This window comes from Sphingomonas sp. PAMC26645 (genome assembly GCF_004795835.1).
GTDB lineage: Bacteria > Pseudomonadota > Alphaproteobacteria > Sphingomonadales > Sphingomonadaceae > Sphingomonas.
This window is the reverse complement of the sequence record NZ_CP039249.1, coordinates 1,843,756-1,869,172: the sequence shown is the minus strand read 5'-3', so window position 1 is coordinate 1,869,172 and position 25,417 is coordinate 1,843,756. Positions and strand designations below refer to the sequence as shown.

The following is a 25,417-nucleotide window of genomic DNA, read 5'->3' as shown; positions in this document are numbered from 1 at the left end:
AGTCTCGTAGCGTGTGTTGGGGACGAACGACAAGAGCCCCGCGGATCACGCAGGGGCCTTTTATCGGCGAATGGAGTGTTTAGTTGGCTAGCGGGACCGCGCCGTTGTCGGCCGGCTTGGTCGTGCCGGCCGGGACGCCGGCGTTCTCGGCGCCACCGGCGAACGGCGCAGCATCACCCTTGGGCTGCGCGGTAGGAACGGCAGTCGCCGCCGCCGGGGTGCGGGCGAGCGACGTGTCGATCGTGGTGGTGCGGTGATTCGCCGCGAGGACTGCGAGCAGGATCGAGAACAGCACGAACATCGTCGCGAGGACGCCGGTCGCGCGGGTCAGGAAATCGGCCGCACCGCGTGCCGACATGAGGCCCGACGGACTGCCGCCCATGCCCAGACCGCCGCCTTCCGAGCGCTGCATGAGGATCACCGTGACGAGGGCGGCCGCGATGATCGCGTGGATGACGAGCAGAAAGGCGAACATTGCGCGGAAAACCCCGGAACTTTTGCGAAGGCGCGCACATAGGCGACGTCGCGGTTTCGATCAACCGGGCGATCGACCGCGGCACTGCCTCCGCATATCGCAAGGCAATCGCAAAACTACGGAAACATGACGTCCGGGCGGCGTTGAGACCCCGTAATGACGCTCATGACTGGGTATCGTGCACATAAATTCAGATGGCGGATCAACGCTGTGGCATCAATGGCAGCCAATACCTTATCGACCTGGATGACCGCTCTGGTGGATTACGTCCGCTCGGGTGAACCCGATCTGACCAATCGTCAGATGGCGCTTCTTCTGCTCGTTTATCTCAAACCGGGGCCGCATACGGTGCGCGGCTTGGCCCGTGCGCTAAACGTATCGAAGCCGGTCGTCACGCGCGCCTTGAACAGATTGGGTGCCCTCGGCTATCTGCGCCGGCAACGCGACGATAGCGACAAGCGCAACATCTTCGTCGCGCGCACGACCGAAGGGGCAGATTTTCTTGAAGAGTTCGGGCAATTCATCGGCGACGGCCCCGCCCCAGCCAGCTCCAATGGGCGCGCAGCCGCTCACGCTTGAGCCGTTCGACGACCAGGCCCGTACGAGCTTTTCGCTGACGGGCCGCTCGGTCGACCTCGACCCGCGCACCCATGCGGTTCGCCGCGATATCGCCGACATTCGTCTCGCCGAATACGTATTCGCTCCACACTATGCCGTGCCGATGATACGGCCCGTCGCGCGCACAGCTTTGTTGCGCAGCGGACGAGACGAAGCGAGCGATACGATGGTCGACCTCAACCCCGGCGACAGTTTCGAAGTGCTGGAGATTGCTGGCGTTTCCGCCTGGGGCGTTGCCCGTCCTAGTGGGCTGGTCGGCTATGTCGCAGCCGAAGCGCTCGATCTTTCGGCGACGGACGCGGCATGACCACGGTCTTCATCGATGGCGCGGTCGGCACCACCGGGCTCGAGATCCGCGAGCGGCTTGCCGGGCGGACCGACATCACGCTGGCGCTGCTGCCTGAGGATCGTCGGAAGGATCCGGCGGCACGGCGCGAGGCGCTGAACGATGCCGATTTCGTCATCCTTTGCCTGCCGGACGAGGCGTCGCGCGAAGCCGTCACGCTGATCGACAATGCGCGCACCCGCGTGATCGACGCATCGAGCGCGCACCGCGTCGCTGCCGGCTGGACCTACGGCTTCCCCGAGTTGCCGGGCCAGGCGGATAAGGTCGCGACCGCGATGCGCGTGTCGAACCCCGGCTGCTATCCCACTGGTTTCCTCGCGCTCGTCGCGCCTCTGGTCGCGGCCGGTCTCATCCCCGCCGACCTTCCGCTGAGCGTCAACGCGACCTCTGGTTACTCCGGCGGTGGCAAGGCGATGATCGCGGCGTTCGAGAATGGCGAGCCTGCGACGGCCTTCCGCGCCTATGCGCTAGGCCTCGCGCACAAGCATATCGCAGAGATGACGCAGCATGCGGGCCTAACGCACGCACCGATCTTCGCACCCGCCGTGGCGAATACGTATCGCGGCATGGTCGTCGAAGTGCCGTTGCACCTTCATGCCCTGCCCGGCCGCCCGAAGCTCGCGGCGATCGAAAACGTGTTGCGAGGTGCGTTCGATGGCTCGAAGCTCGTCTCGGTTGCCCCCGGCGATATCGGCTTGGTCGATATCGAGGAGAATGCAGGCACCGATCGTCTGACGCTGCGGGTCTGCGGCAACGACGCGGTCGGTCATGCGCGGCTGATCGCGACGCTCGACAATCTGGGCAAGGGCGCCGGCGGTGCCGCGGTCCAGAACCTCAACATCATGGCCGGGGTCGATCCCGTAGCCGGCCTCGTTTTCTAGGACCGGCGTTTTCCGCCCGGTCCATCGCCAAATCCAGGAGCTTTCATGCACCGTAATCCCGTAGCCAAGCTGCTCCTGTTCGGCGCGACCGGCGATCTCGCGCAGCGCATGCTGCTGCCGTCGCTCTATGGCCTGCACGCCGACGGGTTGCTGCCCGAGGAACTGACGATCACCGGCGCCGCGCGTCATGAGCATGACGACAAGGATTACCGCAAGTTCGCCAAGAAGGCGCTTGACGAGTTCCTGCCGGAGGATCGCAAGGACGAAAGCGCGATCGGGACGTTCCTCGACCGAATCTTCTATCAGCCGACCGACCTGTCGGACCCTGCGAGCTTCCAGCCGCTGGCGGACAAGATCGGCGATATCTCGGGCGGTCTCGCGATCTATCTGTCGACCGCGCCATCGCTGTTCGAAGCTGCGATTGAGGGGCTGCACAAGGTCGGCCTGGCTGGCGAGACGGTCCGTGTCGGCCTTGAGAAGCCGCTCGGCTACGACCTGGAGACGAGCCGCGAGATCAACGATTCGGTGGCGAAGGCTTTCCCCGAAGACCGGACCTACCGGATCGATCATTATCTCGGCAAGGAAACCGTCCAGAACATCCTTGCACTGCGCTTCGGCAACTCGTTCTTCGAGCCGGTGTGGAACGCGCAAGGGATCGACAACGTCCAGATCACGATCTCGGAGACGGTCGGGCTCGAAGAGCGCGCCGGCTATTACGAAACTGCTGGAGCGTTGCGCGACATGGTCGCCAACCACATGCTCCAGCTGCTCGCGCTGATCGCGATGGAGCCACCCGCACGCTTCGAGGGCACCGACGTCCGCGACGAGAAGTCGAAGGTGTTCCGCTCGCTGCGCATGATCAAGCCCGAAGAAGTCCCGAACGTCACGGTCACCGGCCAGTATGGCGAAGGCGCGGTGAAGGGGAAGTTCGTCAAGAGCTACTCGGACGAACTCGGCCAACCGTCGACCACCGAGACGTTCGTAGCGATCAAGGCGCATGTCGACAATTGGCGCTGGCAGGGCGTGCCGTTCTACCTGCGCACCGGCAAGCGCATGGCGACGCGTCGCAGCGAGATCGCGATCCAGTTCAAGGCGGTCCCGCATTCGATGTTCGCAGGGCGGGGCGGGCTGCTCCAGCCCAACATGCTGATCATCCGCCTGCAGCCGGAGGAATATATCCAGCTGCTCGTGATGGCGAAGGAGCCGGGTCTCGACCGCGAGGGCGTCCGCCTTCGCGAAGTGCCGCTGAACCTCAGCATGGATGCCGAGTTCGCAGGGTCCCGTCGGCGGATCGCGTATGAGCGGCTGCTGCTCGACCTGATCGAGGGCGACCAGACGCTGTTCGTGCGGCGTGACGAGGTCGAGGCGCAATGGACCTGGATCGACGCGATCCGCGAGGGTTGGAAGGCCAACGCGATGAAGCCCAAGAGCTATGCCTCGGGCAGCTGGGGTCCGTCGGCCGCGATCGCGCTGACCGAGCGTGACGGCGTGACCTGGCAGGACGACTGAGTTTGGTTTTCTCCGTTCGTCCCGAGTAGCCTTCGAACGAAGTCGAGAAGGCGTATCGAGGGATCGGCCCGATTGTGGCATTGTACCTCGATACGGGCTCTCGGCTTCGCTCGATCCCTACTCGGCACGAACGGCATTTTTGACAGCAATTTTCTGAGTGAGTTCAAGTTTATGACCGAAATCGAATGGTGGGAATATGACGACGCGAGCGAGCTCGCCAACGCGGTCGCGGGCGATATCCAGTTCGTCATCGAAAGCGCACTCGACGCGCGCGGCTCGGCGGTGATCGCGCTGGCGGGCGGCAAGACGCCGTTCGCCGCGTATGAGAAGCTCGCCCAGGCGAAGCTCGACTGGAAGAAGGTCACGATCATCCCCGGCGACGAGCGGATCGTGAAGCTCGGCGATCCGCTGTCGAACGTCACCGCGCTGGCGAAGATCTTCCTGCCCAAGGGCGCGCGCGTGAAGCCGATCGTTCCCGAGGCGATGTCGGACTACAAGGCGGCCGGTCGTTCGGCGGATGCGTTGATGCAGGACCTGCACTGGCCGCTCGACTTCTGCCTGCTCGGCATGGGCGGCGACGGGCATACCGCGTCGATCTTCCCCGGCCCCGATTACGACGAGGCGCTGAGCGGTCCCAAGGAACGCCGTGCGCTCGGCGTGATGCCCGATCCGCTCCCGCCCGAAGCACCGCTGGCACGCGTGACGCTGTCTGCAGCGGCGATCGCATCGTCGAAGGCGCTGATGATCATGATCACCGGCGACGCGAAGAAGAAGGTGCTCGAGCAGGCGATCGAACAGGGGCCGTCGTCGTCCTACCCGATCGGCCGCGTGCTGGCCGAGGTCGAGCTGCCGGTCGACGTGCACTGGGCGCCGTGACGATGCTCAACGCCGTCGTCTCCGCGGTGACCGACCGGATCATCGAGCGCTCGCGCGACAGCCGTGCCGCCTACCTTGCGCTGATCGAGCGCGAGGCGGCGGCGCAGGTCCGGCGTCCCGGTCTCGGCTGCGCGAACCTCGCGCACGCCTATGCCGGGACCGAGGAAGACCGCGACGCGATGAAGGCCGATGCCGGGATGAACATCGGCATCGTTACCGCGTATAACGACATGCTGTCGGCGCACGCGGTCTATTATCGCTACCCTGAGCTGATGAAGATTTGGGCGCGCGAAGCGGGTGCGACGGCGCAGGTCGCGGGCGGGGTGCCGGCGATGTGCGACGGCGTGACGCAAGGCTATCCGGGGATGGAGCTGTCGCTGTTCAGCCGCGACACGATCGCACTGAGCACTGCGATTGCGTTGTCGCACGGGACGTTCGAAGGCGCAGCGCTGCTCGGCATCTGCGACAAGATCGTGCCAGGTTTGCTAATGGGCGCGCTGCGCTTCGGGCATCTGCCGATGGTGCTGATCCCCGGCGGACCGATGCCGACCGGCTTGCCGAACAAAGCCAAGGCGGCGGTCCGCGAGAAATTCGCGGAAGGGCTGGTCGGGCGAGACGAGCTGCTCGAGGCTGAGATCGGCGCGTATCATTCGAAGGGCACGTGCACCTTCTACGGCACCGCCAACACCAACCAGATGATGATGGAGGTCATGGGCCTCCACATGCCTGGCGCGGCGTTCGTCAATCCGGGTACGAAGTTGCGGCAGGAGCTGACGCGGGCGGCGGTGCACCGGTTGGCGAAGATCGGCGCGCGCGGCGATTCGTATCGTCCGCTCGGGCATTGCGTCGACGAGAAGGCGATCGTGAACGCCGCGGTCGGCCTGCTCGCTACAGGGGGCTCGACCAACCATCTGCTCCACGTGCCGGCGATCGCTCGGGCCGCGGGGATCATCATCGACTGGGAGGATTTCGACCGCCTCTCCTGCGCGGTCCCGCTGATCGCACGCGTCTATCCCAACGGCTCCGCGGACGTGAATGCGTTCGAGGCTGCCGGGGGCATGCCCTATGTGATCCGCGAACTGCTCGGCGAAGGCCTGCTGCACGGCGACATCATGACGATCGGTGGCGAGGACCTGTCGGCCTATGCGAAGACCGCGGTGGTTGAGGGCAATACGCTCGGCTGGCGCGAGACGCCGGACAGCGGCGACGAGACGATCCTTCGCCCTGCAACCGCGCCGTTCTCGCCGGATGGCGGCATGCGGATCCTCGCGGGCAATATCGGCCGTGCGTGCATCAAGGTGTCGGCGGTCGAGCGCGAGCGTTGGATCGTCGAGGCGCCCGCGATGGTGTTCGACGATCAGCTCGACGTGATCGAGGCGTTCAAGCGCGGCGAGTTGGAGAAGGACGTCGTCGTCGTCGTCCGCTTCCAAGGGCCGCGCGCCAACGGCATGCCGGAATTGCACAAGCTCACGCCGCCGCTGGGGGTGTTGCAGAACCGCGGATTCAAGGTGGCGCTCGTTACCGATGGCCGAATGTCAGGCGCGAGCGGGAAAGTGCCGTGCGCGATCCATTGCTCGCCCGAGGCGCTGCTTGACGGCGCAATCGGGTTGATCCGCGATGGCGATATGATTCGGGTCGACGCGGTTAACGGCACGCTGGAGGCGCTGGTCGATGCGGATGTCTGGGCGACGCGCGAAATGGTCGCGGTGCCGCCGCCGGTAAGCGGCATGGGTCGCGAACTGTTCGGCATGTTCCGTGGGCTCGCCGACGAGGCTGAAAAGGGCGCGTCGGCAATGCTGGCGGGCGCGGGGCTTTAGGATCCCTACCTACCGTTCGTCCTGAGCGAAGTCGAAGGACCGCCCGCTTGGGGCAATGTCCTTCGACTTCGCTCAGGACGAACGGATATAACGATATCGAGGATCGGGAGAGACGAATGGAAATCGTAGCGGCAGATATCGGCGGAACGCACGCCCGCTTCGCGATCGCCGAGGTCGAGAACGGCCGCGTCGTGTCGCTCGGCGAGCCGGCGACGCTGAAGACCGCGGACCACGCATCGCTCCAGACCGCGTACCAGGCGTTCGAGGCGGGGCTCGGACGCCCCCTCCCCCGCGCGCTCGCGATCGCAGTCGCGTCGCCGGTCGCGAACGACGTCATCCGGCTAACGAACAACCCGTGGATCATCCGCAAGTCGCTGATCACCGAGCGGCTGAAGGCGGACCAGTGGGTGGTCGTCAACGATTTCGGCGCGGTCGGCCATGCCGTCGCGCAGGTGCCGAGCAGCGACTTCATCCATCTGTGCGGACCCGATACGCCGCTGCCGTCCGAGGGCATCACGACGATCTGTGGTCCCGGTACCGGGCTCGGCGTCGCGCAGTTGCTGCGGCGCAAGGACGGCTACCAGGTCTTGGAGACCGAGGGCGGGCATATGGACTTCGCGCCGCTCGATGGGATCGAGGATGCGTTGCTCAAGCGGCTGCGCAAGACCTTCACGCGCGTCTCGGCCGAGCGCGTCGTCGCAGGGCCCGGCATCGTCGCGATCTACGAGACGCTTGCTGCACTAGAGGGCCGCGCGGTGCCGAGCCATGACGACAAGACGATCTGGACCGAGGCGATCGACGGGACCGACTCGATAGCGCTCGCCGCGCTCGACCGGTTCTGTCTCGCGCTCGGCGCGGTCGCGGGCGATCTGGCGCTGGCACAGGGTGCGAAAGCGGTCGTGATCGCTGGCGGCCTCGGCTTCCGGATCAAGGATCGCCTGATTCGCTCGGGCTTCGACCAGCGCTTCGTCGCCAAGGGCCGCTTCCAGGGCATGATGGCGGCGATGCCCGTCAAGCTCATCACTCATCCCCAGCCCGGCCTGTTCGGCGCCGCGGCCGCCTTTGCACAGGAACACACCCAATGACCGCCACTATCGCAGACATCATGCAGACCAGCGCCGTCATCCCGGTGCTGGTGATCGAGGACGCGGCACTCGCCCGTCCGCTCGCCGAAGCACTGGTCGCGGGCGGCCTGCGCGTGCTCGAAGTGACGTTGCGCACCGGCGGCGCGCTGGAGGCGATCGCCGAGATGAAGAAGGTGCCGGGCGCGATCGTCGGCGCGGGTACCGTCGTCAACACGCAGCAGTTCGCGCAGGTCCGCGATGCGGGCGCCGAATTCATCGTCTCGCCGGGGCTGACCGAACGCCTTGCAACGCCGATCATCGAGAGCGGTATCCCGTTCCTGCCGGGGATCGCCAATGCAGCGGATATCATGACCGGTCTTGACCTCGGCCTGACGCACTTCAAGTTCTTCCCGGCCGAGGCGAATGGCGGGCTGAAGGCGCTCAAGGCCCTGGCCGCGCCGTTCTATCAGTGCAGCTTCTGCCCGACCGGCGGGATCACCGAGGCCAGTGCGCCCGAGTGGCTGGCGTTCAAGCCGGTGCTGTGCGTGGGCGGTAGCTGGGTGACCGGCGGGACAATGGCCGAGATCGAGATCAAGGCGCGCGCGGCTAACGCTCTGCGGGGGTAGGCTTCCCCTTCCTTTAAAGGGAAGGGCTGTTCTTCTTCACCCCTCCCTGAAAGGGAGGGGCCGGGGGTGGGTCGGCCGCTTGGCGGACGCTCCGGCAGTTGCGAACCGACCCACCCCCTACCCCTCCCTTTCATGGAGGGGAGCCGGACGGTGGCTACATTTCGCCGCGGGCTTTGCGGATGGCGTACCATTTCTTCACGTTGGCGTTGTGTTCGGCCAGTGTGTTCGCGAACACGTGACCGCCGGTGCCGTCTGCTACGAAATACAGCGCTTGGATCTGCGCCGGATCGAGCACCGCGTCGATCGAGGCGCGGCCGGGGTTGGCGATCGGGCCAACCGGCAGGCCCGCTTCAGCATAGGTGTTGTAGCCGTTCTTCGCGTGCAGTTCCGACCGCAGGATGCGGCGGCCCAGCGGGCGGCCTTTGGTGATCGGGTAGATCACGGTCGGATCGGCCTGGAGCGGCATGCCGTTGCGCAGGCGATTGCCATAAACCGCGGCGACGGTGCGGCGTTCGGACGGCTTGCCGGTTTCCTTCTCGACGATCGAGGCGAGGATGATCGCCTGTTCGGGCGTCGTCACCGCGATGCCGGGCTTGCGCGCGGCCCAGGCGGTGGCGAGGTAGGTCTTCATCGCCGCCTGCATCCGCGTGACGACCGATGCGCGGGTGTCGCCGGCCTGGAAGGCGTAGCTGTCGGGGAGGATCGAGCCTTCGGCCGGGACGGGCACTATGCCGGTCAGGCCATCCGCCTTTGCCAGCGCGTCGTGGACGAGGACCGAAGGATAGCCTTCGGGGACGACGACGAGGCGCTGAACGACCTTGCCGCCCTGCATCAGCTTGAGGATGTCCGACTGGCTGGCGTGCGGCGCGATGCGGTATTCGCCGGCCTTGATCGGATCGCCCGAGCCGAACACGCGGGCGTACAGGCGGAAGCGTCGGGCCGAGGGGATCGCGCCGGCCTTTTCGAGTTCGGCGGCAGCGCCGGCCAATGTGCTGCCTTCGCCGATCTGGACGGTCAGCGTGCGCGATGCTGGGCCAGCGCCGCCCCAGCCTTGGACGACCAGGAACAGCGCTACGACTGCCACCAGGCCGATGATCAATCCGAAACAGCCGACCTTGCGCATTGGTACTCCTTGGATCCCCGCGAAGGCGGGGACCCAGTCTGGGCCCCCGCCTTCGCGGGGGAACAAGGTTTTTAGCGGACCTTCGTCATCACTAGCGACGCGTTGGTGCCGCCGAAGCCGAACGAATTGTTCAGCACTGCGCGGACTTCACGCTTCTTGGCGACGTGCGGGACGAGGTCGACCCCCACGCAGCTGTCGCTCGGATTGTCGAGGTTCAGCGTCGGCGGGACGATCTGGTCGCGCAGCGCGAGGATGCAGAAGATGCTTTCGACCGCGCCGGCACCGCCGAGGAGATGGCCGATCGCGGACTTGGTCGACGACATCGACAGACCCGAGATCGCATCGCCGAACAGGCGGCGAACTGCACCGAGTTCGAGCTCGTCACCCAAAGGCGTCGAGGTGCCGTGCGCGTTGATGTAATCGATGTCCTCGAGCTTGAGGCCCGACTTCTTGATCGCCATCTGCATCGAGCGGAACGCGCCATCGCCTTCGGGATGTGGCGCGGTCACATGGTATGCGTCGCCCGACAGACCGTAGCCGATCACCTCGGCATACATCTTCGCGCCACGTGCCTTGGCGTGTTCGTACTCCTCGAGCACCAGCACACCCGCGCCCTCGCCCATCACGAAGCCGTCGCGGTCCTTGTCATAGGGACGCGAAGCCTTTTCGGGCGAGTCGTTGAAGTTGGTCGACAGCGCGCGGGCCTGTGCGAAGCCAGCGATGCCGAGCGGGCAGACCGTGCCCTCCGCGCCGCCCGCGAGCATCACGTCGGCGTCGTCCATCGCGATCATCCGCGCTGCATCGCCAATGGCGTGCGCGCCGGTCGAGCAGGCGGTGACGACCGCGTGATTCGGACCGCGCAGGCCGTACTTGATCGAGACCTGACCGGAGATCAGGTTGATCAGACGACCATGAACGAAGTGCGGCGAGACGCGACGCGGGCCCTTGGTGTGGAGCACGATCGATTCGCTCTCGATACCCGGCAGTCCGCCGATGCCCGAGCCGATCGACACGCCGGCACGCCAGCTCTCTTCAAGCGTCATCTCGGTCAGCCCGGCGTCTTCCAAAGCCTGGCCAGCGGCGTCGATGCCGTAGATGATGAATGGATCGACCTGCCGCTGGACCTTGTGATCCACCCGCTTGCCGGGGTCGAAGCCATATTCGTGGTCGGCCGGCTTCACCTCACACGCAATGCGGCACACCTGATCCGACGCGTCGAAGCGCGTGATCGGGCCCGCGCCCGACTTGCCGGCGAGGATATTCGCCCAGGCCGTTTCAACATCCGCCCCCAGGGGGGTGACCAGGCCTAGCCCGGTTACGACGACACGCCGCATGGCTTCAAACTCCGTCTGCTCTCAAAACGAAACGGCTCCCCGCCCTCTTTGCCCAAGGACGGGGAGCCGCTCAAATCACACCCTTCAGGGCAGGTCCAAAGGTTTGAACCCTAGACCCTGATCAGGCCTTGTGCTCGTCGATGTAGGTGATCGCATCCTTGACGGTCGCAATCTTCTCGGCGGCATCATCGGGGATCTCGACACCGAATTCTTCCTCGAACGCCATGACGAGTTCGACGATGTCGAGGCTGTCTGCGCCCAAGTCGTCGATGAAGCTCGCGTCCTCGGTCACCTTGTCGGCTTCGACGCCGAGATGCTCGACGACGATCTTCTTCACGCGGTCAGCTGTCTCGCTCATGGTAGTTCCCTCTTCAAATCTGGGGGTTTTGGGTATTTCCTGAACGCACCTAGAACGCGGCAGTTCAGCGCGCAAGTTCAGATCATCGCCATCCCACCGTTCACGTGCACGGTTTGTCCCGTGACGTAGCCGGCTTCACGGCTAGCGAGGTACACGATCGCCGCGCCGATGTCTGCGCCTTCGCCGAGGCGACCGGCCGGAATCTTGGCGGTGAGCGCAGTCTTCTGCGCGTCGGGCAGCGCGTCGGTCATCGGCGAGGTGATGAAACCGGGCGCGACGCAGTTGACGGTGATGCCCCGGCTGGCGAGCTCCTGCGCCATCGATTTCGACATGCCGATCAAGCCGGCCTTCGATGCGGCGTAGTTGGCCTGGCCGGGATTGCCGGTGACGCCGACGATCGAGGTGACCGAGATCATCCGGCCGAAGCGTGCCTTCATCATCGGCTTGGCGGCGGCGCGCATGAGGCGGAACGCGGCTTCGAGATTGACGCGGATGACGCTGTCCCACTCGTCGTCCTTCATCCGCATCGCGAGATTGTCGCGTGTGACGCCGGCGTTGTTGACGAGGATGTCTAGCTTGCCGCCGAGTGCTTCTACGGCTTGCGGCACGAGCGCATCGACTGCGGCGGCGTCGGAGAGGTTGCAGGGGAGCGCGACGTGGTCGCCGCCGAGGCTGGCGCGGAAGGCTTCGAGCTTGTCGGCGTTGGAGCCGGATACGGCCAGGCGGGCGCCCTGGGCGGCGAGGGCCTTGGCGATCTCGGACCCGATCCCGCCGGATGCCCCGGTGACGAGGGCGGTCATGCCTGTGAGGTCGAACATTGGTCAGTCTCCAAGAAGGTTGTTCACGCGGAGACGCGGAGCCGCGGAGGGGCGATGGTCGTTTACGATCCGTCGCACGCCTTCTTTCAGCGTTGCGCCACCGAAGTTGATCAGCAGCCCTACGGGCTGGTGAGTTAGGCGTAGGTAGGTCAGCAATTGTTTGCCGTGCGCGGCGTTCAGTTGCTCTACCGATTTGATTTCGACCAGAAGGCGTTCGTCAACGAGTAGGTCGATTCTGAAGGCCGCTTCGAAGCGCATGCCGTCGAACTCGATATCTACCGGTCGCTGCCGCGCTACGTGGTAACCCAGACCGGCGAGCTTACCCGCCAAGACCAGCTCGTAGACGCTTTCGAGGAGACCCGGACCCAGCTCGCGGTGGATGCGAAGTGAGAGATCGAGCACATCACCACTGATCTGATCGATATCTCTCAAATCTTCTCTCCGCGGCTCCGCGTCTCCGCGTGATCACATCTTCTTCACGAGTTCCTCGATGTCGTCCATCGTGATGACGCTCGTCGTCTCGACGTCGGGGGTAATGCGTTTGACCATCGGGCTAAGAACCTTGCCGCCGAACTCGACGAAGTGGCCGACCCCCGCCGCATGCATCGCCAACACCGATTCGCGCCAGCGGACCATCCCGGTGACCTGTTGCACGAGTAGGTGACGGATCGCGCCGGGGTCGGCGACGGCGACCGCATCGACATTGGCGAAGACGGGAACGAGCGGCGCGCGGAGGTCGGCGTCCAGCAGGGCAGCTTCCATCGCTTCGGCGGCGGGTTGCATCAACGGGCAGTGGAAAGGCGCGGAGACGGGCAACAATACCGCGCGCTTGGCGCCGAGGTCTTTGGCCAGCGCGATCGCCTTTTCGATGGCGAGGCGGTGGCCGGAGATGACGACTTGCGACGGATCATTGTCGTTGGCGACGGTGCAGATCAGTTCGGGGCCGCCTTCCGCCAGAATCGCGTCGACCGCAGCGCCGGCGATCAGTTGCGCCTTTTCGAGGTCGGTGCCGAGGAGGGCTGCCATTGCGCCCTCGCCTACCGGTACCGCCGCCTGCATCGCGCGACCGCGGAGTTTCAGGAGGCGCGCGGTGGTCGACAGGTCGAGCGCACCAGCGGCGCACAAGGCAGTGTATTCGCCGAGGCTGTGGCCGGCGACATAGTCCGCCTTGTCGGCGAGGCGGATACCGCCTTCCTTCTCGGCGACGCGCAGGGTAGCGATCGCGTTCGCCATGATCGCCGGCTGCGCGTTCTCGGTGAGGAGCAGGTCGTCCGCTGGACCTTCGCTCATCAGCCGGAACAGGTGCTGGCCGAGCGCCTCGTCGACTTCGGCGAAGACCTCGCGGGCGGTGGCACTGGCGTCGGCGAGCCCCTTGCCCATGCCGACAGACTGGCTCCCCTGGCCGGGGAAGATGAACGCGCGCATGGCCTCTCCTCTGTGTTCGGTCTTCGTTTGAGCGCGGGGCCTATAAAGGTGCGCGTCGAGTTGCAACCTGAACGAACCTCGCGGCCTTGCGACAATATGCGACCATTTCGCCGACCTTGCGACAATCGCCTGCGACAATCGGCTCCCAGATTATGGAGGACGCCGCAGCAACGGCGCCGTGTTTCAAACGGGAGATTATCATGAAAAAGTTCATCCTCAGCGCGCTTGCCGCTACCCTCGTCGCCAGCCCGCTGCTCGCTGCAGCGCCTGCCGAAGCGCAGCAGCGTCGCGAAGTCACCACCGTGCGCCACAACGATAACAACGGCCGCACCGTCGTCACCAAGCGCACCGTCGTCCGCACGCCGCAGTATCGCAACTGGCGCGCCGGCCAGCGCTTCGATCGTCGCCAGGCGCAGAACTACCGGGTCATCACGACGTACCGCAACTATCGCCTCGCCGCCCCGCCGCGTGGCAGCCAGTGGGTCCGCTCGGGCAACGACGCACTGCTGATTAACGGCCGCGGCAACGTGGTCCAGGTTCGTGGCGGCGCGTTCCGGTAAACGGGCCGGTAAACCTGAACACCTTGCCTTTCCCCGATAAACGGGTAAGGCCCTCTGCAACCGGGGTGAGAGATTCGCGTCTCTCGCCCCTGTTTGCATTCTAGACGACAGCCGGAGGGGTGCACGCATGGGGCGTGTATCAGCGATCGGCCAAGACGAAGGACAAGACATGGCTCTTTACGAGCACGTGTTCCTTGCGCGCCAGGATCTGGCACAAGCGCAGGTGGACGCACTGGCGGAAATCGCCACCAAGATCGTGAACGACAACGAAGGTCGGGTCGTAAAGACCGAGAACTGGGGCCTGCGTTCGCTGGCGTACAAGATCGCCAAGAACCGCAAGGCGCACTATGTCATGCTCGAGATCGATGCCCCGGGCAGCGTGATCGCAGAGCTGGAGCGCCAGACCCAGATCAACGAAGACATCATCCGTTACATGACGGTCAAGGTCGACACCCTCGAAGAGGGCCCGACCGTGATGATGCGCAAGCAGGATCGTGACCGCGAGCGTCGTGGCGACCGTGAAGGTGGCCGTGAGGGCCGTCCCGATCGTGGCGATCGTCCGGACCGTGGTCCCCGTCGTGACCGCGAAGAGGGAGCTGAATAATCATGGCACGTCCATTCTTCCGCCGCCGCAAGAGCTGCCCGTTCTCCGCCAAAGACGCTCCCCGGATCGACTATAAGGACGTCCGGTTGCTGCAGGGCTTCGTGTCCGAGCGTGGCAAGATCGTCCCGTCGCGTATCACTTCGGTGGCCGCAAAGAAGCAGCGCGAACTGGCCCAGGCCATCAAGCGTGCGCGTCATCTGGGCTTGCTGCCCTACATCGTTAAGTAAGGAGCGCCCACATGGACGTCATTCTGCTTGAGCGCGTCGAAAAGCTTGGTGCTATCGGCGACGTGGTGAAGGTCAAGGACGGTTACGCACGTAACTTCCTGCTTCCCAACAAGAAGGCGCTTCGTTCGAACGAAGCGAACCGCAAGGTGTTCGAGTCGAACCGTGCGAAGATCGAATCGGACAACGCATCGCGTCGCAGCGATGCCGAGACCGAAGCGAAGACCTTCAACGACGCGACCGTGACCCTGATCCGTCAGGCGTCGAACACCGGTCAGCTCTACGGTTCGGTCGCGGTTCGCGATCTGGTCGACGCGCTGGTGGCCGACGGTCACAAGGTCGGCAAGTCGGCGATCGTGCTCGACAAGCCGATCAAGGCGATCGGTGTTTACACCGTCAAGGTCTCGCTGCACCCCGAGGTGTCGGTGGCCGTCAAGGTCAACGTCGCCCGCTCGCCTGAAGAGGCCGAGATGCAGGCTTCGGGCGTCGACGTGATGTCGTCGATGTTCGAGCGCGACGAGGCTGGCTTCGTCGAGGATTACGATCCGAACGCAGAGCCCGGCGCGACTGCCGAAGCACCGCGCGACCAGGAGGAAGAGGCGCAGGGTTGATCCGTTCGCTTCCCTTCTAGCCGATACAGAAAGGCCCGCCCGGAGTGATCCGGCGGGCCTTTTCTTTTGTGCTTTTGCGGGGGGTGTCAGGGGCAGGTTACGCAGGCGCCGATCATCGCTGCGAAGGGGATGAGGGCGCAGAGGATGGGGACTAGGTGTTTCATGACCGGATGACTCTTGGGGGCGTTATCCGGTTAATGCGCAGGGTCGGGAAAGGTTTCCCGGAGGTGAACGAATTTTGTACCGATCGGTTTTCGGTGCGAGAGAAGCCACCCTCCACCACCACCCCGGCGAAGGCCGGGGCCCAATTGGGAAAGCTAGAGTAACGGATCGCAGCGTCCATCATTCGGGTCCCCCAATTGGGCCCCGGCCTTCGCCGGGGTGGTTCACAACTGCTAGTCTCAGCTTTCGACGCTCTCCGGCTTCTCGATCAGTGCAGGGCCCTCGCCTAGCGCGAGTGCGTCAACAGAGGACACGTCCTCCAAATCCCGCGCGCCCGTCTCGATGTTTAGGTCGCGGAACTTGCGGCCGGTTACCATCAGGCGGCCGTTGAACGAGTTGGTGAAGCCGTTGAAGTTCTTTACCGCGCTGTTGAGACCGACGCCGACCTTCCGCAGATCGTCGGCTACCTTCGCGAGGCGGTCGTGCATTTCCTTGCCGAGTTCGCCGATCTTGCGCGCTTCGTTGGCGAGTTTTTCCTGGCGCCAGACCGCCGCGACCGTGCGGGCGATCGCGATCAGGTTCGTGGGGGTGGCCAGCAACACGCGCTTTTCGAAGGCGAAATCCCATAGCGTCGGGTCGTGTTCGAGCGCGGCGGAGAGGAAGTGTTCGCCGGGGACGAACATGATGACGTAATCGGGCGTGTCGGCGAACTGGCTCCAATAGGCCTTATTGCCGAGGCCGTTGACGTGCGCGCGCATCGAGGCTGCGTGGGCGGCGAGTCCGATCAGGCGCTCGGCGTCGTCGACCGCGCCGAATGCGTCCTGGTACGCATTGAGCGAGACCTTTGCGTCGATCACCAGTGCTCGACCGCCGGGGACGCGGATGATCGCGTCGGGGCGCAGGCGGGCGCCGTCGTCGCCTACTGCGACCGAGACCTCCGTCTGGAAGTCGGTGTGTTCGCTGAGGCCGCAGGTTTCTAGGACGTTCTTTAGTTGTTGTTCGCCCCAGCGGCCGCGGGACTTGGGGGCGTTGCGTAAGGAATTGACGAGTTTGGCGGCTTCGGTCGAGACCTTTTCCTGGCCCAGGCGCATCTGCTCGATCTGGCCCTTGAGATCGCCGAACGCATCGCGGCGCTCGGCCTCGACCTTGGCGACGCCTTCTTCGTACCGTTGCAGGCGGTCGCTGACGGGCTGGAGCATCGACTTGAGGTTCAGGCCGGCGCTTTCCTCCGACTGGCGGAAGCGGGCGTCGGCGCGTTCGAGGAAGGTCTTCTGCGCGTAGCTGAGCAGCTTGTTGGCGACGTCGCCGAACTGCGCGGCCATGACGTCCTTCGCCTCGCGAAGTTCGAGCAGGCGCGCTTCGAACGCCTCGCCTTGCGCTTTCAGCGTGGCGATTTCGGTGCGGGCGGCGTCGCGGTCGGTGCGGATCGTCGTGAGGTCGAGGCGCAGGCGATCGGAGTCGGTGGCGCGCTCGGCGTTCTGCGCGCGGAGCGTGGCGAGGTCCTGCATCGCGGCGTTGCGTTCGCGTTCGACGGCGTCGCGCGCGGTGCGGATGAGGTCGGCGTCGGCGACCTTGGTCTGCGCGACGGCGAGTTCGCTGGCTAGGGTGGCGGCGCGGCGGGAGGCTAGCAGCCAGCCCAAGAGGATGCCGACGGCTAGCGCGAGGACGGCGATGATGGCGAACTCAGCCATTTTGCACCGGCGAATTTAGCTGGAAGTGCACGAAGTGCAGACGCTGGCGCAGCATTTTCTCAGGGGAGAATGTGCACATCGGCGAGCGGGTTTGGGAAGGAGATGGAGACGTCATGCGTGGAACATACGTCGAACGGTTGATGTAGGACAGTCTCAATCTTTTGTTCTCCCGCGGAGGCGGGAGTCCAGGGTTATGGCGGTGTCGTGCTTGGTCCTGAGCCCCCGCCGTCGCGGGGGAACTAGAAAGGGGGCGCTCCGACACCCTCGCCGAATAGTACCACCCCGGCGGAGGCCGGGGTCCAATTGGAAAGGTTTCAATAACGAGGGACTGCGCTCAGTTGGCGACGTTCCCCAATTGGGCCCCGGCCTTCGCCGGGGTGGTTACGTGTTGGGCAAATAAGCCGCGCTCTCAGGGACGCACTCTCAGCACAGAGAGCAGCGACGCCCCCAGCCTCTCACCCCAGCTTGCGCTGCTTCGCCAGCTTCTTCAGCACCATGTCACGCTTGAGGCGGCTGATGTGGTCGATGAACAGCACCCCGTCGAGATGGTCGATCTCGTGCTGCATGCAGGTTGACAGCAGCCCGTCGAAATCCTCCTCGTGCGCCGCGCCGGTCTCATCGAGCCACTTCACGCGGCACCGTGCCGGGCGCGCTACCTCTGCATACTGCTCCGGGATCGAGAGGCACCCCTCGTTGTAGGTGGAGACCTCGTCGCTGACCGACAGAATCTCGGCGTTGATGTACGCCTTGGGGTTCTTGATCGGCTTGTCGTCCTCGTCCTTCTCCTCCTGGAGATCGATGACGAGGACGCGCTTCTGCACGCCGACCTGGGTCGCGGCGAGGCCGATGCCGTTGAAGTCGTACATCGTCTCGATCATGTCGGCGACGAGCGTGCGGGTGGAGTCGTCGACCGTCTCCACCGGCTCGGCGACGAGGCGCAGGCGGGGATCGGGGACTTCGAGAACGGTCATGACGGTCATAGCGCGTCCGCTAAGGTACGCGTGGGCATCACGTCAAGCCGATGGGCGTCAAGCCATTGGCCTTCTGGCCCTTAGTGCCTGCGCCAACGTGCCTTCGTCGAGATAGTCGAGTTCGCCGCCGACCGGCAGGCCATGTGCGAGCTGCGTGACGCGGACGGGGAAGCGTTCGATACGCTCGGCGATATAGTGCGCGGTGGTCTGGCCTTCGAGCGTGGCGTTCATCGCGAGCACGACCTCGTCGATGCCGCCGGCTTCGATGCGGCGGACCAGGCTGTCGATGCTGAGGTCCTCGGGCCGGATACCTTCGAGTGCGGACAGGCGGCCGCCGAGGACGTGGAAGCGGCCGGGGAACAGCCGCGAGCGATCGAGCGCCCAAAGGTCGGCGACCTCCTCGACGACGCAGAGCGAACGCTGGTCGCGACGCGGGTCGGCGCAGATCGCGCACGGATTGGTGGTGTCGACGTTGCCGCAGGTCGAGCAGTTCTCCAGCCGCTCGTCGACCGCGGTCAGCGCCTCGCGCAAGGGACCCAGCGCCGCGTCGCGCTTCTTGAGCAGATGCAGCACGGCGCGACGTGCGGACCGGGGGCCGAGGCCGGGGAGCCGGGCCAGCGCCTGCGTCAGCGCCTCGATCTCGGGGGATGCCATAGGGAACAGATAGGGGGTTGCGCGGCTCCCCGCCAGCGTGTTCGAGAGGACCATGCGGATCATCTTCATGGGAACGCCGGACTTCGCAGTGCCGGTGCTGGAGGCCCTCGTCGCGGCGGGGCATGACGTGGTGGCGGCGTATTGCCAGCCTGCCCGGCCAGGGGGGCGGCGTGGGCGCGAACTGGTGCCGTCGTCGGTGCAGGTTCGGGCGGAGGCCCTGGGCATCGAGGTGCGGACGCCGGTGTCGTTCAAGGCGTCTTTGCCGGAGGGGCTGGAGGCTCGCGAGGCGTTTTCCGCCTTGGACGCGGATGTGGCGGTCGTTGCGGCCTATGGTCTTATTCTGCCTCGCGCGGTGCTGGAGGCGCCTCGGTTCGGGTGCCTGAACGTGCATGGATCGCTGCTGCCGCGGTGGCGGGGAGCGGCGCCGGTGCAGCGGTCTATCCTCGCGGGCGATGCCGAGACGGGCGTCGGGATCATGCAGATGGAGGCCGGGCTGGATACCGGGCCGGTTCGGCTCGAGGGACGGACGCCGATCGTCGGCAAGACCGCGGGGGATCTGACGTCCGAACTCTCCGCGATGGGGGCTCGGTTGATGGTCGAGGTGCTGAGCGATCTCGACGCCTACCCTGCCCGGCCGCAGCCCGAGGAGGGCGTCACCTATGCCGCGAAGATCGACAAGGCGGAGGCGCGGATCGATTTCGACCGGTCGGCGGTCGAGGTCGAGCGGCTGGTGCGGGCGATGAACCCGGCGCCGGGGGCTTGGTTCGAGGTTGCTGGCGAGCGGGTGAAGGTGCTGGCGGCGGACGTGTTGCCGTTCTCGTTTCTTGGGTGTGAAGGGCTGACGGTCAATTCGGAGCTGACGATCGGGTGCGGTGACGGGGCGATCCGGCCGACCTTGGTGCAGCGCGCCGGGCGCGGCGTGACCTCGGCGGAGGAAATGCTGCGCGGATTTCCGATTCGCTCGGGGACGCAGCTTTGACGCGGTTCGCGTTGACGGTGGAGTTCGACGGGCGGCCGTTCATGGGCTGGCAGCGGCAGAAGCATGGGCCGAGCGTGCAGGCGGCGCTGGAGGCGGCCGTGCTCAAGATGACCGGCGAGACCACGTCTGTGCAGGCGGCGGGGCGGACCGATGCGGGCGTGCACGGGATCGCGATGCGCGCGCATGTCGATATCGCGAAGCCGCTCGCGGCATTTCGGTTGATGGAGGGGCTGAACGCTCTGGTGAAGCCGGCACCGGTGTCGGTGCTGGCGTGCGAGGTAGTCGATGACGATTGGCATGCGCGATTTTCGTGCGTCGGGCGGTCGTACGAGTACCGGATCGTCAACCGGCGCTCGCCGTTGACGTTCGAGGCTGGGCTGGCTTGGCAGGTGCCTCAGTTGCTGGATGCGGACGCGATGGCGGAGGCCGCGGGGGCGCTGGTCGGGCGGCATGACTTCACGACGTTTCGGTCCGCGCATTGCCAGGCGGATAGTCCGGTGAGGACTTTGGACCGGCTCGAGGTGGTGCGGGGGGGGGAGCGGCTGTTCGTCTACGCGGCGGCGCGGTCGTTCCTGCATCATCAGGTGCGGTCGATGGTCGGATGCCTGGCGCTGGTGGGTATGGGGCGTTGGGCGGTTGGCGATGTTGCGGCTGCGCTCGAAGCGAAGGATCGGGCGATGCTGGGGCTGAATGCACCGCCTGACGGTCTGTTCTTCGTGAGTGCGGTCTACCCGTAGAAAGCGTGTTCCCCCGCGAAGGCGGGGGCCCAGTCTGGGCCTCCGCCTTCGCGGGGGAACAATCTTCTGAAACTATCGGACGAACTTCGCGGCGAGTTCGACATGCGTCGACCATCGGAACTGGCCGACCGGCTTGATCCAGTCGATCCGCCAACCCGCGTCGCACAACTCCTTCGCATCGCGCGCGAAGCTCGCCGGATTGCAGGACACATAGGCGATCACCGGCGTCTTGCATTCCGCCAGCGCAGTCGCCTGTTCGCGCGCGCCGGAACGTGGCGGATCGATCACCACCGCATCGAAGCGATCGAGTTCGGCCACCGTCAGCGGCCGGCGATAGAGATCGCGGTGCTCCGGGTAGACCGGACGTTGCGTGCGGTGCGCGGCGGCCTTCAGCGAACCGAGCGCGTCGCGCGCGCCTTCGGCCGCGTAGACCTTGGCGGGGATCGCTAGCGTGAAGGTGCCGAGGCCGGCGAACAGGTCGGCGACCGTGCCGGGCTTGCCGATCGCTTCGAGCACGGCGGCGGTGAGCGCGGCTTCGCCATCCGGGGTCGCTTGCAGGAACGAGGCGGGCGGGAGCGGCACGGGGACGCCGCCGAGCGTGATCGTGACCGCGTCGGGCTCCCACCGCGTCTCGGGTCCGAGGCCGTCGTCGAACGCTACGCGGGCGATCTTATGGTCCTCGCAGAATTTGGTCAGCGCTTCGGCGGCGGGCAGGCCTTCGGGGGCGAAGCCGGTGATCAGGATGTCCGCGCCCTGGTCGGCGAGCGTCAGGTGGATGTCGGCGCGGCGGCGGAAATTGAGGCGCTTAAGCAGCTGGCGGAGCGGCTGGACGAGCGCGAACAGGCGCGGATCGAGGATCCAGCATTCCTTGATGTCGACGATCGTGTGCGCTTTCTCGGCGGTGAAGCCGAGCGTGATCTTGCCGCCCTTGGCCTCGGCGTGGAGCGTCGCGCGGCGGCGGCTGCGTTCGGGGGAGATGTGCGGGGTGCGGATCGGCGCGGACAGGTCCTGGCCGTCGAGCGCGGAGGCGATGCGGTCGGTGACGAACTCGGCATAGGCCTGGTCGTCGAGATGCTGGAGCTGGCAGCCGCCGCAGGTCGGGAAATGGACGCAGGGGGGAGTCTGGTGGTGCGGGCCGGGGATCACTGTGCCGTCGGCGGCGAGCGTGTCGCCGGGTGCCGAGAAGGCGGCGTGGCGTCCGTCGGCGGTCATGCCGTCGCCGCGCGCCGCGACGCGGACGATGGTGTTGGTTGTGTCGGAGGTCATTTCAGAAGTCATAGCGACGCTCTGGCCGACCTTAGTGCTTCCGCCAAGTCGTCGGCGATGAAAGCCGCGCCCAATCGGCGGGCAGCGTCACCGTGGAGCCACACTCCGGCGCAGGCTGCGTCGAGGAGATCGAGCTTGGCGGCGAGCATCGCGCCGATCGCGCCGGCGAGGACGTCGCCGGTGCCGGCGGTGGACAGCCAGTCGCTGGCCCCCTGCGCGATGCGGACGCGGCCGTCGGGAGCGGCGATGACGGTGTCGGCGCCTTTGAAAACGACGATGGCATTGGCGCGGGTGGCGGCGTCGCGGGCTCGGGTGATCTTGTCGGCATCGGATTTGCCGAAGAGCGCGTCGAACTCGCCGGCGTGGGGGGTGAGGATGATGGGAACCGTCAGCGCCTTGATGCGATTGGGGTCGACCAGGCGGAGCGCGTCGCCGTCAATGATCAACGGGTGGCCTGCGTTCAGCGCGGCTTCGAGACGGATTTTGGCGGTGTCGTCGCGGCCGAGGCCGGCGCCGATCACGAGTGCGCCGATCCGGTCGTTCGCGAGCGCGTGGTCGGAGAACGGCGTGCGGACGAGGGCGTGCGGCGGGCCTTGGCTGTCGCCGAGCAGCGTTACGTAGCCGGCGCCAGCACGCATCGCTGCAAGGGCTGCGAGGTCCGACGCGCCGGACATGGTGCCGGCGACGATCGCGACCATGCCTCGGGTATATTTGTGGGAGTCTGGGCCCGGGGTCGGGAGGATTGGGGTTTTAAGGACTTCGGCTTGGCTGAGCGTAGGGACGCCGATGTCGAGCAGGCGAAGCTCGCCGCAATAGCGCGCGGCGGGTTGGAGGAGGTGCGCTGGTTTTACCGCGCCGAGCGCAAGGGTGAGGTCGAAGACGGGCGGCCTGCTGAGCGCCTCCCCGGAGTCTGTGGCGAGGCCACTGGGCAGGTCGATGGCGATGCTGAGTTGAGCAGCCTTCGCGAGGGAATGAAGACACTCGACCACAGACCGTTCCCCCGCGGACGCGGGGGCCCAGGATAGGCCGTTAGGTGAGCCCTTGGGATTTAGCTGGGCCCCCGCGACCGCGGGGGAACCATCGGGGTCAGGTGGCGTACCGGCGTCGAGCGGGCGCGTGAGGCCCGTGCCGAACAGCGCGTCTACGAGAATTGGAGCGGGCTTTGCCCCCGTCAGCGTTTCGACCGAGCTTAGCCACCCTGCCCTCGCCGACTTGGCCGCATCCGTCTTGGGTTCCGACAGCGCCGCGACGCGGACCGCCACGCCCATTTCCGCCAGCACGCGGGCCGCGACGTAGCCGTCGCCACCATTGTTGCCGGGGCCGCAGAGGATCAGGACGTCGTTCGTACCCGCGAGCCGGCGGACTACCTCAGCGATCGCGGTGCCGGCGCGCTCCATCAGCGTTTCTACCGAGATGCCAGTGGCGATTACGGCGTTTTCCGCTGCGCGCATTTCGGCGGCAGTGAGGACCGGCTGGCCTTCGATACCGATCATGAGGGCTTGGTCGTACCCTTGACGGTGGCCGGGAGGCGATAGCGGTTGCCGCCCAGCGCAACCTCGATGCCGTCCCCGCCCAAGATCGTGACCTTCGCGACCTCAGCACCGTCCGCCGCGATCACACCACGACCGTCTTGCGTTACCAGCAACCGGCGGAAGGCGCCGTCGGGATGGCGGATCGTCAGGATCAGGCCATCCTTGCCCTGCGCCTGCTCGATCGTGCAGGTCGACGCGAACGCGGCGTCACCTTGCGCGCAGGCGATACGGCTGTCCCCAGCAGTTTCGGTGCGCTGCTTTGCCGCGACCTGTTCGCTGCTCGGCTGCCCCCGCCCGCACGCTGAGAGCGGGAGCGAGAGAAGCGTGGCAACCGCCAGTATTTGCTTAGATATCCGCGTAGACATGGGTTTCGGCTGCGGCTCCAGGGTGCGTGACGGCACCCTTGTACGCGGGGCCGACGGTCTTCGCATAGCGCCAGAGTGCGCCCGAGCCGTAATCGTTGGTGCGCGGCACCCACGCGGCACGGCGCGCGGCCATCACGTCCTCGGGCACGTCGAGGTCGATCGTGCCGGCTTCGGCGTCGATGTGGATGACGTCGCCATTCTCGACCAGCGCGATCGGACCGCCGTCCGCCGCTTCGGGGCCGACATGGCCGATGCAGAAGCCGCGTGTGCCGCCCGAGAACCGCCCGTCGGTGATCAGCGCGACGCTCTCGCCCATGCCGAGGCCGTAGAGCGCGGCGGTGGTCGACAGCATCTCGCGCATGCCGGGGCCGCCCTTGGGGCCTTCGTAGCGGATGACGATGACTTCGCCCTCATTGATCTCGCGCTTTTCGACGGCGGCGAAGGTGTCCTCCTCGCAATCGAACACGCGCGCCGGGCCCGAGAACTGGAGGCGGTGCATGCCGGCGACCTTAACGATCGCGCCGTCGGGCGCGAGACTGCCGCGCAGGCCGACGACGCCGCCGGTGGGGGTCAGCGGGGTCTTGATGTCGTAGATGACCTTCTGGTCGGGGTTCCACGTCACCTGGTCGATGTTCTCGCCCAGCGACTTGCCGGTCACCGTCAGGCAATCGCCGTTCAAGAAACCACCGGCGAGCATCGTCTTCATCAGCATGTAGACGCCGCCGGCCTCGTACATGTCCTTGGCGACGTACTTACCACCGGGTTTGAGGTCCGCGATGTACGGCGTTGTCTTGAAGATCTCGGCGACGTCGAACAGGTCGAATTCGATACCGGCTTCGGACGCCATCGCGGGGAGATGCAGCGCGGCGTTGGTCGAGCCGCCGGTCGCGGCGACGACGCGGGCGGCGTTGATGAACGCCTCGCGCGTGCAGATGTCGCGCGGGCGGATATTATCGGCGAGACAGTCCATGACCTGCGCGCCGGCCGCCACGGCGATCTGTTCGCGCGTGGTGTAAGGTGCGGGCACCATGTTGCTGTTCGGGATCGACAAACCGATCGCTTCCGCGACGCAGGCCATCGTGTTCGCGGTGTACTGGCCACCGCACGCGCCATGGCCGGGGCACGCGACCTTCTCGATCGCGTGGACCTCCGACAGCGGGCACGCGCCAGCAGCGTATTTGCCGACGATCTCGAACACGTCGACGACGGTGACGTCGCGGTCCTGATAGCGGCCCGGCAGGATCGAGCCGCCATAGACGAACACCGACGGGATGTTGAGGCGGAGCATCGCCATCATCATCCCCGGCAGCGACTTGTCGCAGCCCGCGAACCCAACCAGCGCGTCGTAGCAATGGCCGCGGACCGAGAGTTCGACCGAGTCGGCGATGACTTCGCGGCTGACCAGCGAGGCCTTCATGCCCTGATGGCCCATCGCGATGCCGTCCGTGACGGTGATCGTGTTGAACCGGCGCGGCATGCCGCCGCCCTGGATGACGCCGGCCTGCGCAGCGTCGGCCTGCGCGTCGAGCGTGGTGTTGCAGGGCGCGGAGTTGTTGCCGGCGGACGCGAGCGCGACGAACGGGCGCGCGATCTGCTCCTCATCGAGGCCCATCGCGTAGTAATAGCTGCGGTGCGGGGCGCGCTCGGGGCCAACGGAGACGTGGCGGCTCGGCAGGCGCGATTTATCGAATGTGCGGGTCATGGCGAACGCCTATGTCGCGGGAGAGGGTATTTGCGCAAGAGAGTTGCGTCGATTTTTGCGTGCGGCTTGCTCCCTTCTGCGTCATCCCC

General features: G+C 65.9%; 28 protein-coding genes. 14 read left to right on the top strand and 14 right to left on the bottom strand.

Going from position 1 to position 25,417, the window contains the following annotated elements:
- Window positions 1-79 precede the first annotated feature (79 nt).
- Window positions 80-475: a preprotein translocase subunit SecG gene (gene secG, locus E5673_RS08835; RefSeq protein ID WP_056050855.1), complete on the bottom strand. Its 396-nt coding sequence runs from the start codon at window positions 473-475 to the stop codon at window positions 80-82.
- 246 nt (window positions 476-721) lie between these two features.
- On the opposite strand from secG, the gene E5673_RS08830 reads away from it, so the two are divergent.
- The 8 genes from E5673_RS08830 to eda all read left to right on the top strand — a co-directional run bounded on the left by E5673_RS08830 (window position 722) and on the right by eda (window position 8,212).
- Window positions 722-1,054: a MarR family transcriptional regulator gene (locus E5673_RS08830; protein WP_136191419.1), complete on the top strand. Its 333-nt coding sequence runs from the start codon at window positions 722-724 to the stop codon at window positions 1,052-1,054.
- Entirely contained in the window at window positions 1,029-1,400 is a 372-nt protein-coding gene (locus E5673_RS08825; RefSeq protein ID WP_247599635.1) for an SH3 domain-containing protein, read from the top strand. Before E5673_RS08830 ends, E5673_RS08825 begins: the two co-directional genes overlap by 26 nt.
- Window positions 1,397-2,320, top strand: coding sequence for an N-acetyl-gamma-glutamyl-phosphate reductase (gene argC / locus E5673_RS08820; RefSeq protein ID WP_136189705.1), 924 nt, complete (start codon window positions 1,397-1,399; stop codon window positions 2,318-2,320). The genes E5673_RS08825 and argC overlap by 4 nt, the downstream gene beginning before the upstream one ends.
- 45 nt (window positions 2,321-2,365) lie before the next feature.
- Entirely contained in the window at window positions 2,366-3,829 is a 1,464-nt protein-coding gene (gene zwf, locus E5673_RS08815) for a glucose-6-phosphate dehydrogenase (RefSeq protein ID WP_120299111.1), read from the top strand.
- A 171-nt stretch (window positions 3,830-4,000) separates the two neighbouring features.
- Complete coding sequence (pgl, locus tag E5673_RS08810; protein ID WP_136189704.1) at window positions 4,001-4,705, top strand: 6-phosphogluconolactonase; 705 nt, start codon at window positions 4,001-4,003, stop codon at window positions 4,703-4,705.
- A 2-nt stretch (window positions 4,706-4,707) separates the two neighbouring features.
- Window positions 4,708-6,522 carry a phosphogluconate dehydratase gene (gene edd / locus E5673_RS08805; RefSeq protein ID WP_136191417.1) on the top strand — a complete coding sequence of 605 codons (1,815 nt, stop codon included), beginning with the start codon at window positions 4,708-4,710 and terminating at the stop codon, window positions 6,520-6,522.
- 116 nt (window positions 6,523-6,638) lie between these two features.
- The gene (gene glk / locus E5673_RS08800; protein ID WP_056486103.1) at window positions 6,639-7,607 is read left to right on the top strand and encodes a glucokinase; all 969 of its coding nucleotides are present in this window, start codon (window positions 6,639-6,641) and stop codon (window positions 7,605-7,607) included.
- Window positions 7,604-8,212 carry a bifunctional 4-hydroxy-2-oxoglutarate aldolase/2-dehydro-3-deoxy-phosphogluconate aldolase gene (gene eda / locus E5673_RS08795; RefSeq protein ID WP_136189703.1) on the top strand — a complete coding sequence of 203 codons (609 nt, stop codon included), beginning with the start codon at window positions 7,604-7,606 and terminating at the stop codon, window positions 8,210-8,212. The genes glk and eda overlap by 4 nt, the downstream gene beginning before the upstream one ends.
- A 154-nt stretch (window positions 8,213-8,366) precedes the next feature.
- Here eda and mltG read toward each other — a convergent pair whose 3' ends face one another.
- The 6 genes from mltG to fabD form a co-directional block, all read right to left on the bottom strand.
- Window positions 8,367-9,335, bottom strand: a complete 969-nt coding sequence (mltG, locus tag E5673_RS08790; protein WP_136189702.1) for an endolytic transglycosylase MltG — start codon at window positions 9,333-9,335, stop codon at window positions 8,367-8,369.
- Window positions 9,336-9,406: 71 nt separating this feature from the next.
- A complete protein-coding gene (gene fabF / locus E5673_RS08785; RefSeq protein ID WP_056050875.1) occupies window positions 9,407-10,669 on the bottom strand; it encodes a beta-ketoacyl-ACP synthase II in 1,263 nt (420 codons plus the stop codon).
- A gap of 121 nt (window positions 10,670-10,790) precedes the next feature.
- A complete protein-coding gene (locus tag E5673_RS08780; protein WP_031393971.1) occupies window positions 10,791-11,027 on the bottom strand; it encodes an acyl carrier protein in 237 nt (78 codons plus the stop codon).
- A 77-nt stretch (window positions 11,028-11,104) separates the two neighbouring features.
- Window positions 11,105-11,845, bottom strand: coding sequence for a 3-oxoacyl-[acyl-carrier-protein] reductase (fabG, locus tag E5673_RS08775; protein WP_136189701.1), 741 nt, complete (start codon window positions 11,843-11,845; stop codon window positions 11,105-11,107).
- 3 nt (window positions 11,846-11,848) lie between these two features.
- Window positions 11,849-12,277: a GxxExxY protein gene (locus E5673_RS08770; RefSeq protein WP_136189700.1), complete on the bottom strand. Its 429-nt coding sequence runs from the start codon at window positions 12,275-12,277 to the stop codon at window positions 11,849-11,851.
- A 33-nt stretch (window positions 12,278-12,310) separates the two neighbouring features.
- A complete protein-coding gene (fabD, locus tag E5673_RS08765; protein WP_136189699.1) occupies window positions 12,311-13,270 on the bottom strand; it encodes an ACP S-malonyltransferase in 960 nt (319 codons plus the stop codon).
- 200 nt (window positions 13,271-13,470) lie between these two features.
- On the opposite strand from fabD, the gene E5673_RS08760 reads away from it, so the two are divergent.
- From E5673_RS08760 to rplI, 4 genes are all read left to right on the top strand, one after another.
- Window positions 13,471-13,830, top strand: coding sequence for an RcnB family protein (locus E5673_RS08760; protein ID WP_136189698.1), 360 nt, complete (start codon window positions 13,471-13,473; stop codon window positions 13,828-13,830).
- Between the two features lie 169 nt (window positions 13,831-13,999).
- The gene (gene rpsF / locus E5673_RS08755; protein WP_056050884.1) at window positions 14,000-14,434 is read left to right on the top strand and encodes a 30S ribosomal protein S6; all 435 of its coding nucleotides are present in this window, start codon (window positions 14,000-14,002) and stop codon (window positions 14,432-14,434) included.
- Between the two features lie 2 nt (window positions 14,435-14,436).
- Window positions 14,437-14,661: a 30S ribosomal protein S18 gene (gene rpsR, locus E5673_RS08750; protein WP_031393978.1), complete on the top strand. Its 225-nt coding sequence runs from the start codon at window positions 14,437-14,439 to the stop codon at window positions 14,659-14,661.
- 11 nt (window positions 14,662-14,672) lie between these two features.
- Window positions 14,673-15,269, top strand: coding sequence for a 50S ribosomal protein L9 (rplI, locus tag E5673_RS08745; RefSeq protein ID WP_056050886.1), 597 nt, complete (start codon window positions 14,673-14,675; stop codon window positions 15,267-15,269).
- 401 nt (window positions 15,270-15,670) lie between these two features.
- Here rplI and rmuC read toward each other — a convergent pair whose 3' ends face one another.
- The 3 genes from rmuC to recR form a co-directional block, all read right to left on the bottom strand.
- Entirely contained in the window at window positions 15,671-17,122 is a 1,452-nt protein-coding gene (gene rmuC / locus E5673_RS08740) for a DNA recombination protein RmuC (protein ID WP_136189697.1), read from the bottom strand.
- Window positions 17,123-17,577: 455 nt separating this feature from the next.
- Complete coding sequence (gene def, locus E5673_RS08735) at window positions 17,578-18,102, bottom strand: peptide deformylase (protein WP_056062589.1); 525 nt, start codon at window positions 18,100-18,102, stop codon at window positions 17,578-17,580.
- Window positions 18,103-18,150: 48 nt separating this feature from the next.
- Window positions 18,151-18,747, bottom strand: a complete 597-nt coding sequence (gene recR / locus E5673_RS08730) for a recombination mediator RecR (protein WP_056052820.1) — start codon at window positions 18,745-18,747, stop codon at window positions 18,151-18,153.
- A gap of 52 nt (window positions 18,748-18,799) precedes the next feature.
- Here recR and fmt point away from each other — a divergent pair, with 52 nt between their 5' ends.
- A complete protein-coding gene (gene fmt / locus E5673_RS08725; protein WP_136189696.1) occupies window positions 18,800-19,726 on the top strand; it encodes a methionyl-tRNA formyltransferase in 927 nt (308 codons plus the stop codon).
- Entirely contained in the window at window positions 19,723-20,463 is a 741-nt protein-coding gene (truA, locus tag E5673_RS08720) for a tRNA pseudouridine(38-40) synthase TruA (RefSeq protein ID WP_136189695.1), read from the top strand. Before fmt ends, truA begins: the two co-directional genes overlap by 4 nt.
- A 72-nt stretch (window positions 20,464-20,535) precedes the next feature.
- On the opposite strand, the gene E5673_RS08715 is transcribed toward truA, so the two are convergent.
- From E5673_RS08715 to ilvD, 4 genes are read right to left on the bottom strand one after another with little or no spacing between them, the layout of a single operon-like run.
- The gene (locus E5673_RS08715; RefSeq protein WP_136189694.1) at window positions 20,536-21,729 is read right to left on the bottom strand and encodes a class I SAM-dependent RNA methyltransferase; all 1,194 of its coding nucleotides are present in this window, start codon (window positions 21,727-21,729) and stop codon (window positions 20,536-20,538) included.
- Window positions 21,730-21,737: 8 nt separating this feature from the next.
- On the bottom strand, window positions 21,738-23,222 hold the full coding sequence (locus E5673_RS08710) for an NAD(P)H-hydrate dehydratase (protein WP_136189693.1): 1,485 nt from the start codon (window positions 23,220-23,222) through the stop codon (window positions 21,738-21,740).
- Complete coding sequence (locus E5673_RS08705; RefSeq protein WP_168711591.1) at window positions 23,219-23,626, bottom strand: hypothetical protein; 408 nt, start codon at window positions 23,624-23,626, stop codon at window positions 23,219-23,221. Before E5673_RS08705 ends, E5673_RS08710 begins: the two co-directional genes overlap by 4 nt.
- A complete protein-coding gene (gene ilvD / locus E5673_RS08700) occupies window positions 23,607-25,328 on the bottom strand; it encodes a dihydroxy-acid dehydratase (RefSeq protein WP_136189692.1) in 1,722 nt (573 codons plus the stop codon). The genes E5673_RS08705 and ilvD overlap by 20 nt, the downstream gene beginning before the upstream one ends.
- Window positions 25,329-25,417 lie beyond the last annotated feature (89 nt).

Excerpts from the sequence above, each read along its gene's own strand:
- secG (WP_056050855.1), bottom strand. The coding sequence starts at position 475 with ATGTTCGCCTTTCTGCTCGTCATCCACGCGATCATCGCGGCCGCCCTC.
- E5673_RS08830 (WP_136191419.1), top strand. The coding sequence starts at position 722 with ATGACCGCTCTGGTGGATTACGTCCGCTCGGGTGAACCCGATCTGACC.
- E5673_RS08825 (WP_247599635.1), top strand. The coding sequence starts at position 1,029 with ATGGGCGCGCAGCCGCTCACGCTTGAGCCGTTCGACGACCAGGCCCGT.
- argC (WP_136189705.1), top strand. The coding sequence starts at position 1,397 with ATGACCACGGTCTTCATCGATGGCGCGGTCGGCACCACCGGGCTCGAG.
- zwf (WP_120299111.1), top strand. The coding sequence starts at position 2,366 with ATGCACCGTAATCCCGTAGCCAAGCTGCTCCTGTTCGGCGCGACCGGC.
- pgl (WP_136189704.1), top strand. The coding sequence starts at position 4,001 with ATGACCGAAATCGAATGGTGGGAATATGACGACGCGAGCGAGCTCGCC.
- edd (WP_136191417.1), top strand. The coding sequence starts at position 4,708 with ATGCTCAACGCCGTCGTCTCCGCGGTGACCGACCGGATCATCGAGCGC.
- glk (WP_056486103.1), top strand. The coding sequence starts at position 6,639 with ATGGAAATCGTAGCGGCAGATATCGGCGGAACGCACGCCCGCTTCGCG.
- eda (WP_136189703.1), top strand. The coding sequence starts at position 7,604 with ATGACCGCCACTATCGCAGACATCATGCAGACCAGCGCCGTCATCCCG.
- mltG (WP_136189702.1), bottom strand. The coding sequence starts at position 9,335 with ATGCGCAAGGTCGGCTGTTTCGGATTGATCATCGGCCTGGTGGCAGTC.
- fabF (WP_056050875.1), bottom strand. The coding sequence starts at position 10,669 with ATGCGGCGTGTCGTCGTAACCGGGCTAGGCCTGGTCACCCCCCTGGGG.
- E5673_RS08780 (WP_031393971.1), bottom strand. The coding sequence starts at position 11,027 with ATGAGCGAGACAGCTGACCGCGTGAAGAAGATCGTCGTCGAGCATCTC.
- fabG (WP_136189701.1), bottom strand. The coding sequence starts at position 11,845 with ATGTTCGACCTCACAGGCATGACCGCCCTCGTCACCGGGGCATCCGGC.
- fabD (WP_136189699.1), bottom strand. The coding sequence starts at position 13,270 with ATGCGCGCGTTCATCTTCCCCGGCCAGGGGAGCCAGTCTGTCGGCATG.
- E5673_RS08760 (WP_136189698.1), top strand. The coding sequence starts at position 13,471 with ATGAAAAAGTTCATCCTCAGCGCGCTTGCCGCTACCCTCGTCGCCAGC.
- rpsF (WP_056050884.1), top strand. The coding sequence starts at position 14,000 with ATGGCTCTTTACGAGCACGTGTTCCTTGCGCGCCAGGATCTGGCACAA.
- rpsR (WP_031393978.1), top strand. The coding sequence starts at position 14,437 with ATGGCACGTCCATTCTTCCGCCGCCGCAAGAGCTGCCCGTTCTCCGCC.
- rplI (WP_056050886.1), top strand. The coding sequence starts at position 14,673 with ATGGACGTCATTCTGCTTGAGCGCGTCGAAAAGCTTGGTGCTATCGGC.
- rmuC (WP_136189697.1), bottom strand. The coding sequence starts at position 17,122 with ATGGCTGAGTTCGCCATCATCGCCGTCCTCGCGCTAGCCGTCGGCATC.
- def (WP_056062589.1), bottom strand. The coding sequence starts at position 18,102 with ATGACCGTCATGACCGTTCTCGAAGTCCCCGATCCCCGCCTGCGCCTC.
- recR (WP_056052820.1), bottom strand. The coding sequence starts at position 18,747 with ATGGCATCCCCCGAGATCGAGGCGCTGACGCAGGCGCTGGCCCGGCTC.
- fmt (WP_136189696.1), top strand. The coding sequence starts at position 18,800 with ATGCGGATCATCTTCATGGGAACGCCGGACTTCGCAGTGCCGGTGCTG.
- E5673_RS08715 (WP_136189694.1), bottom strand. The coding sequence starts at position 21,729 with ATGACCTCCGACACAACCAACACCATCGTCCGCGTCGCGGCGCGCGGC.
- E5673_RS08710 (WP_136189693.1), bottom strand. The coding sequence starts at position 23,222 with ATGATCGGTATCGAAGGCCAGCCGGTCCTCACTGCCGCCGAAATGCGC.
- E5673_RS08705 (WP_168711591.1), bottom strand. The coding sequence starts at position 23,626 with ATGTCTACGCGGATATCTAAGCAAATACTGGCGGTTGCCACGCTTCTC.
- ilvD (WP_136189692.1), bottom strand. The coding sequence starts at position 25,328 with ATGACCCGCACATTCGATAAATCGCGCCTGCCGAGCCGCCACGTCTCC.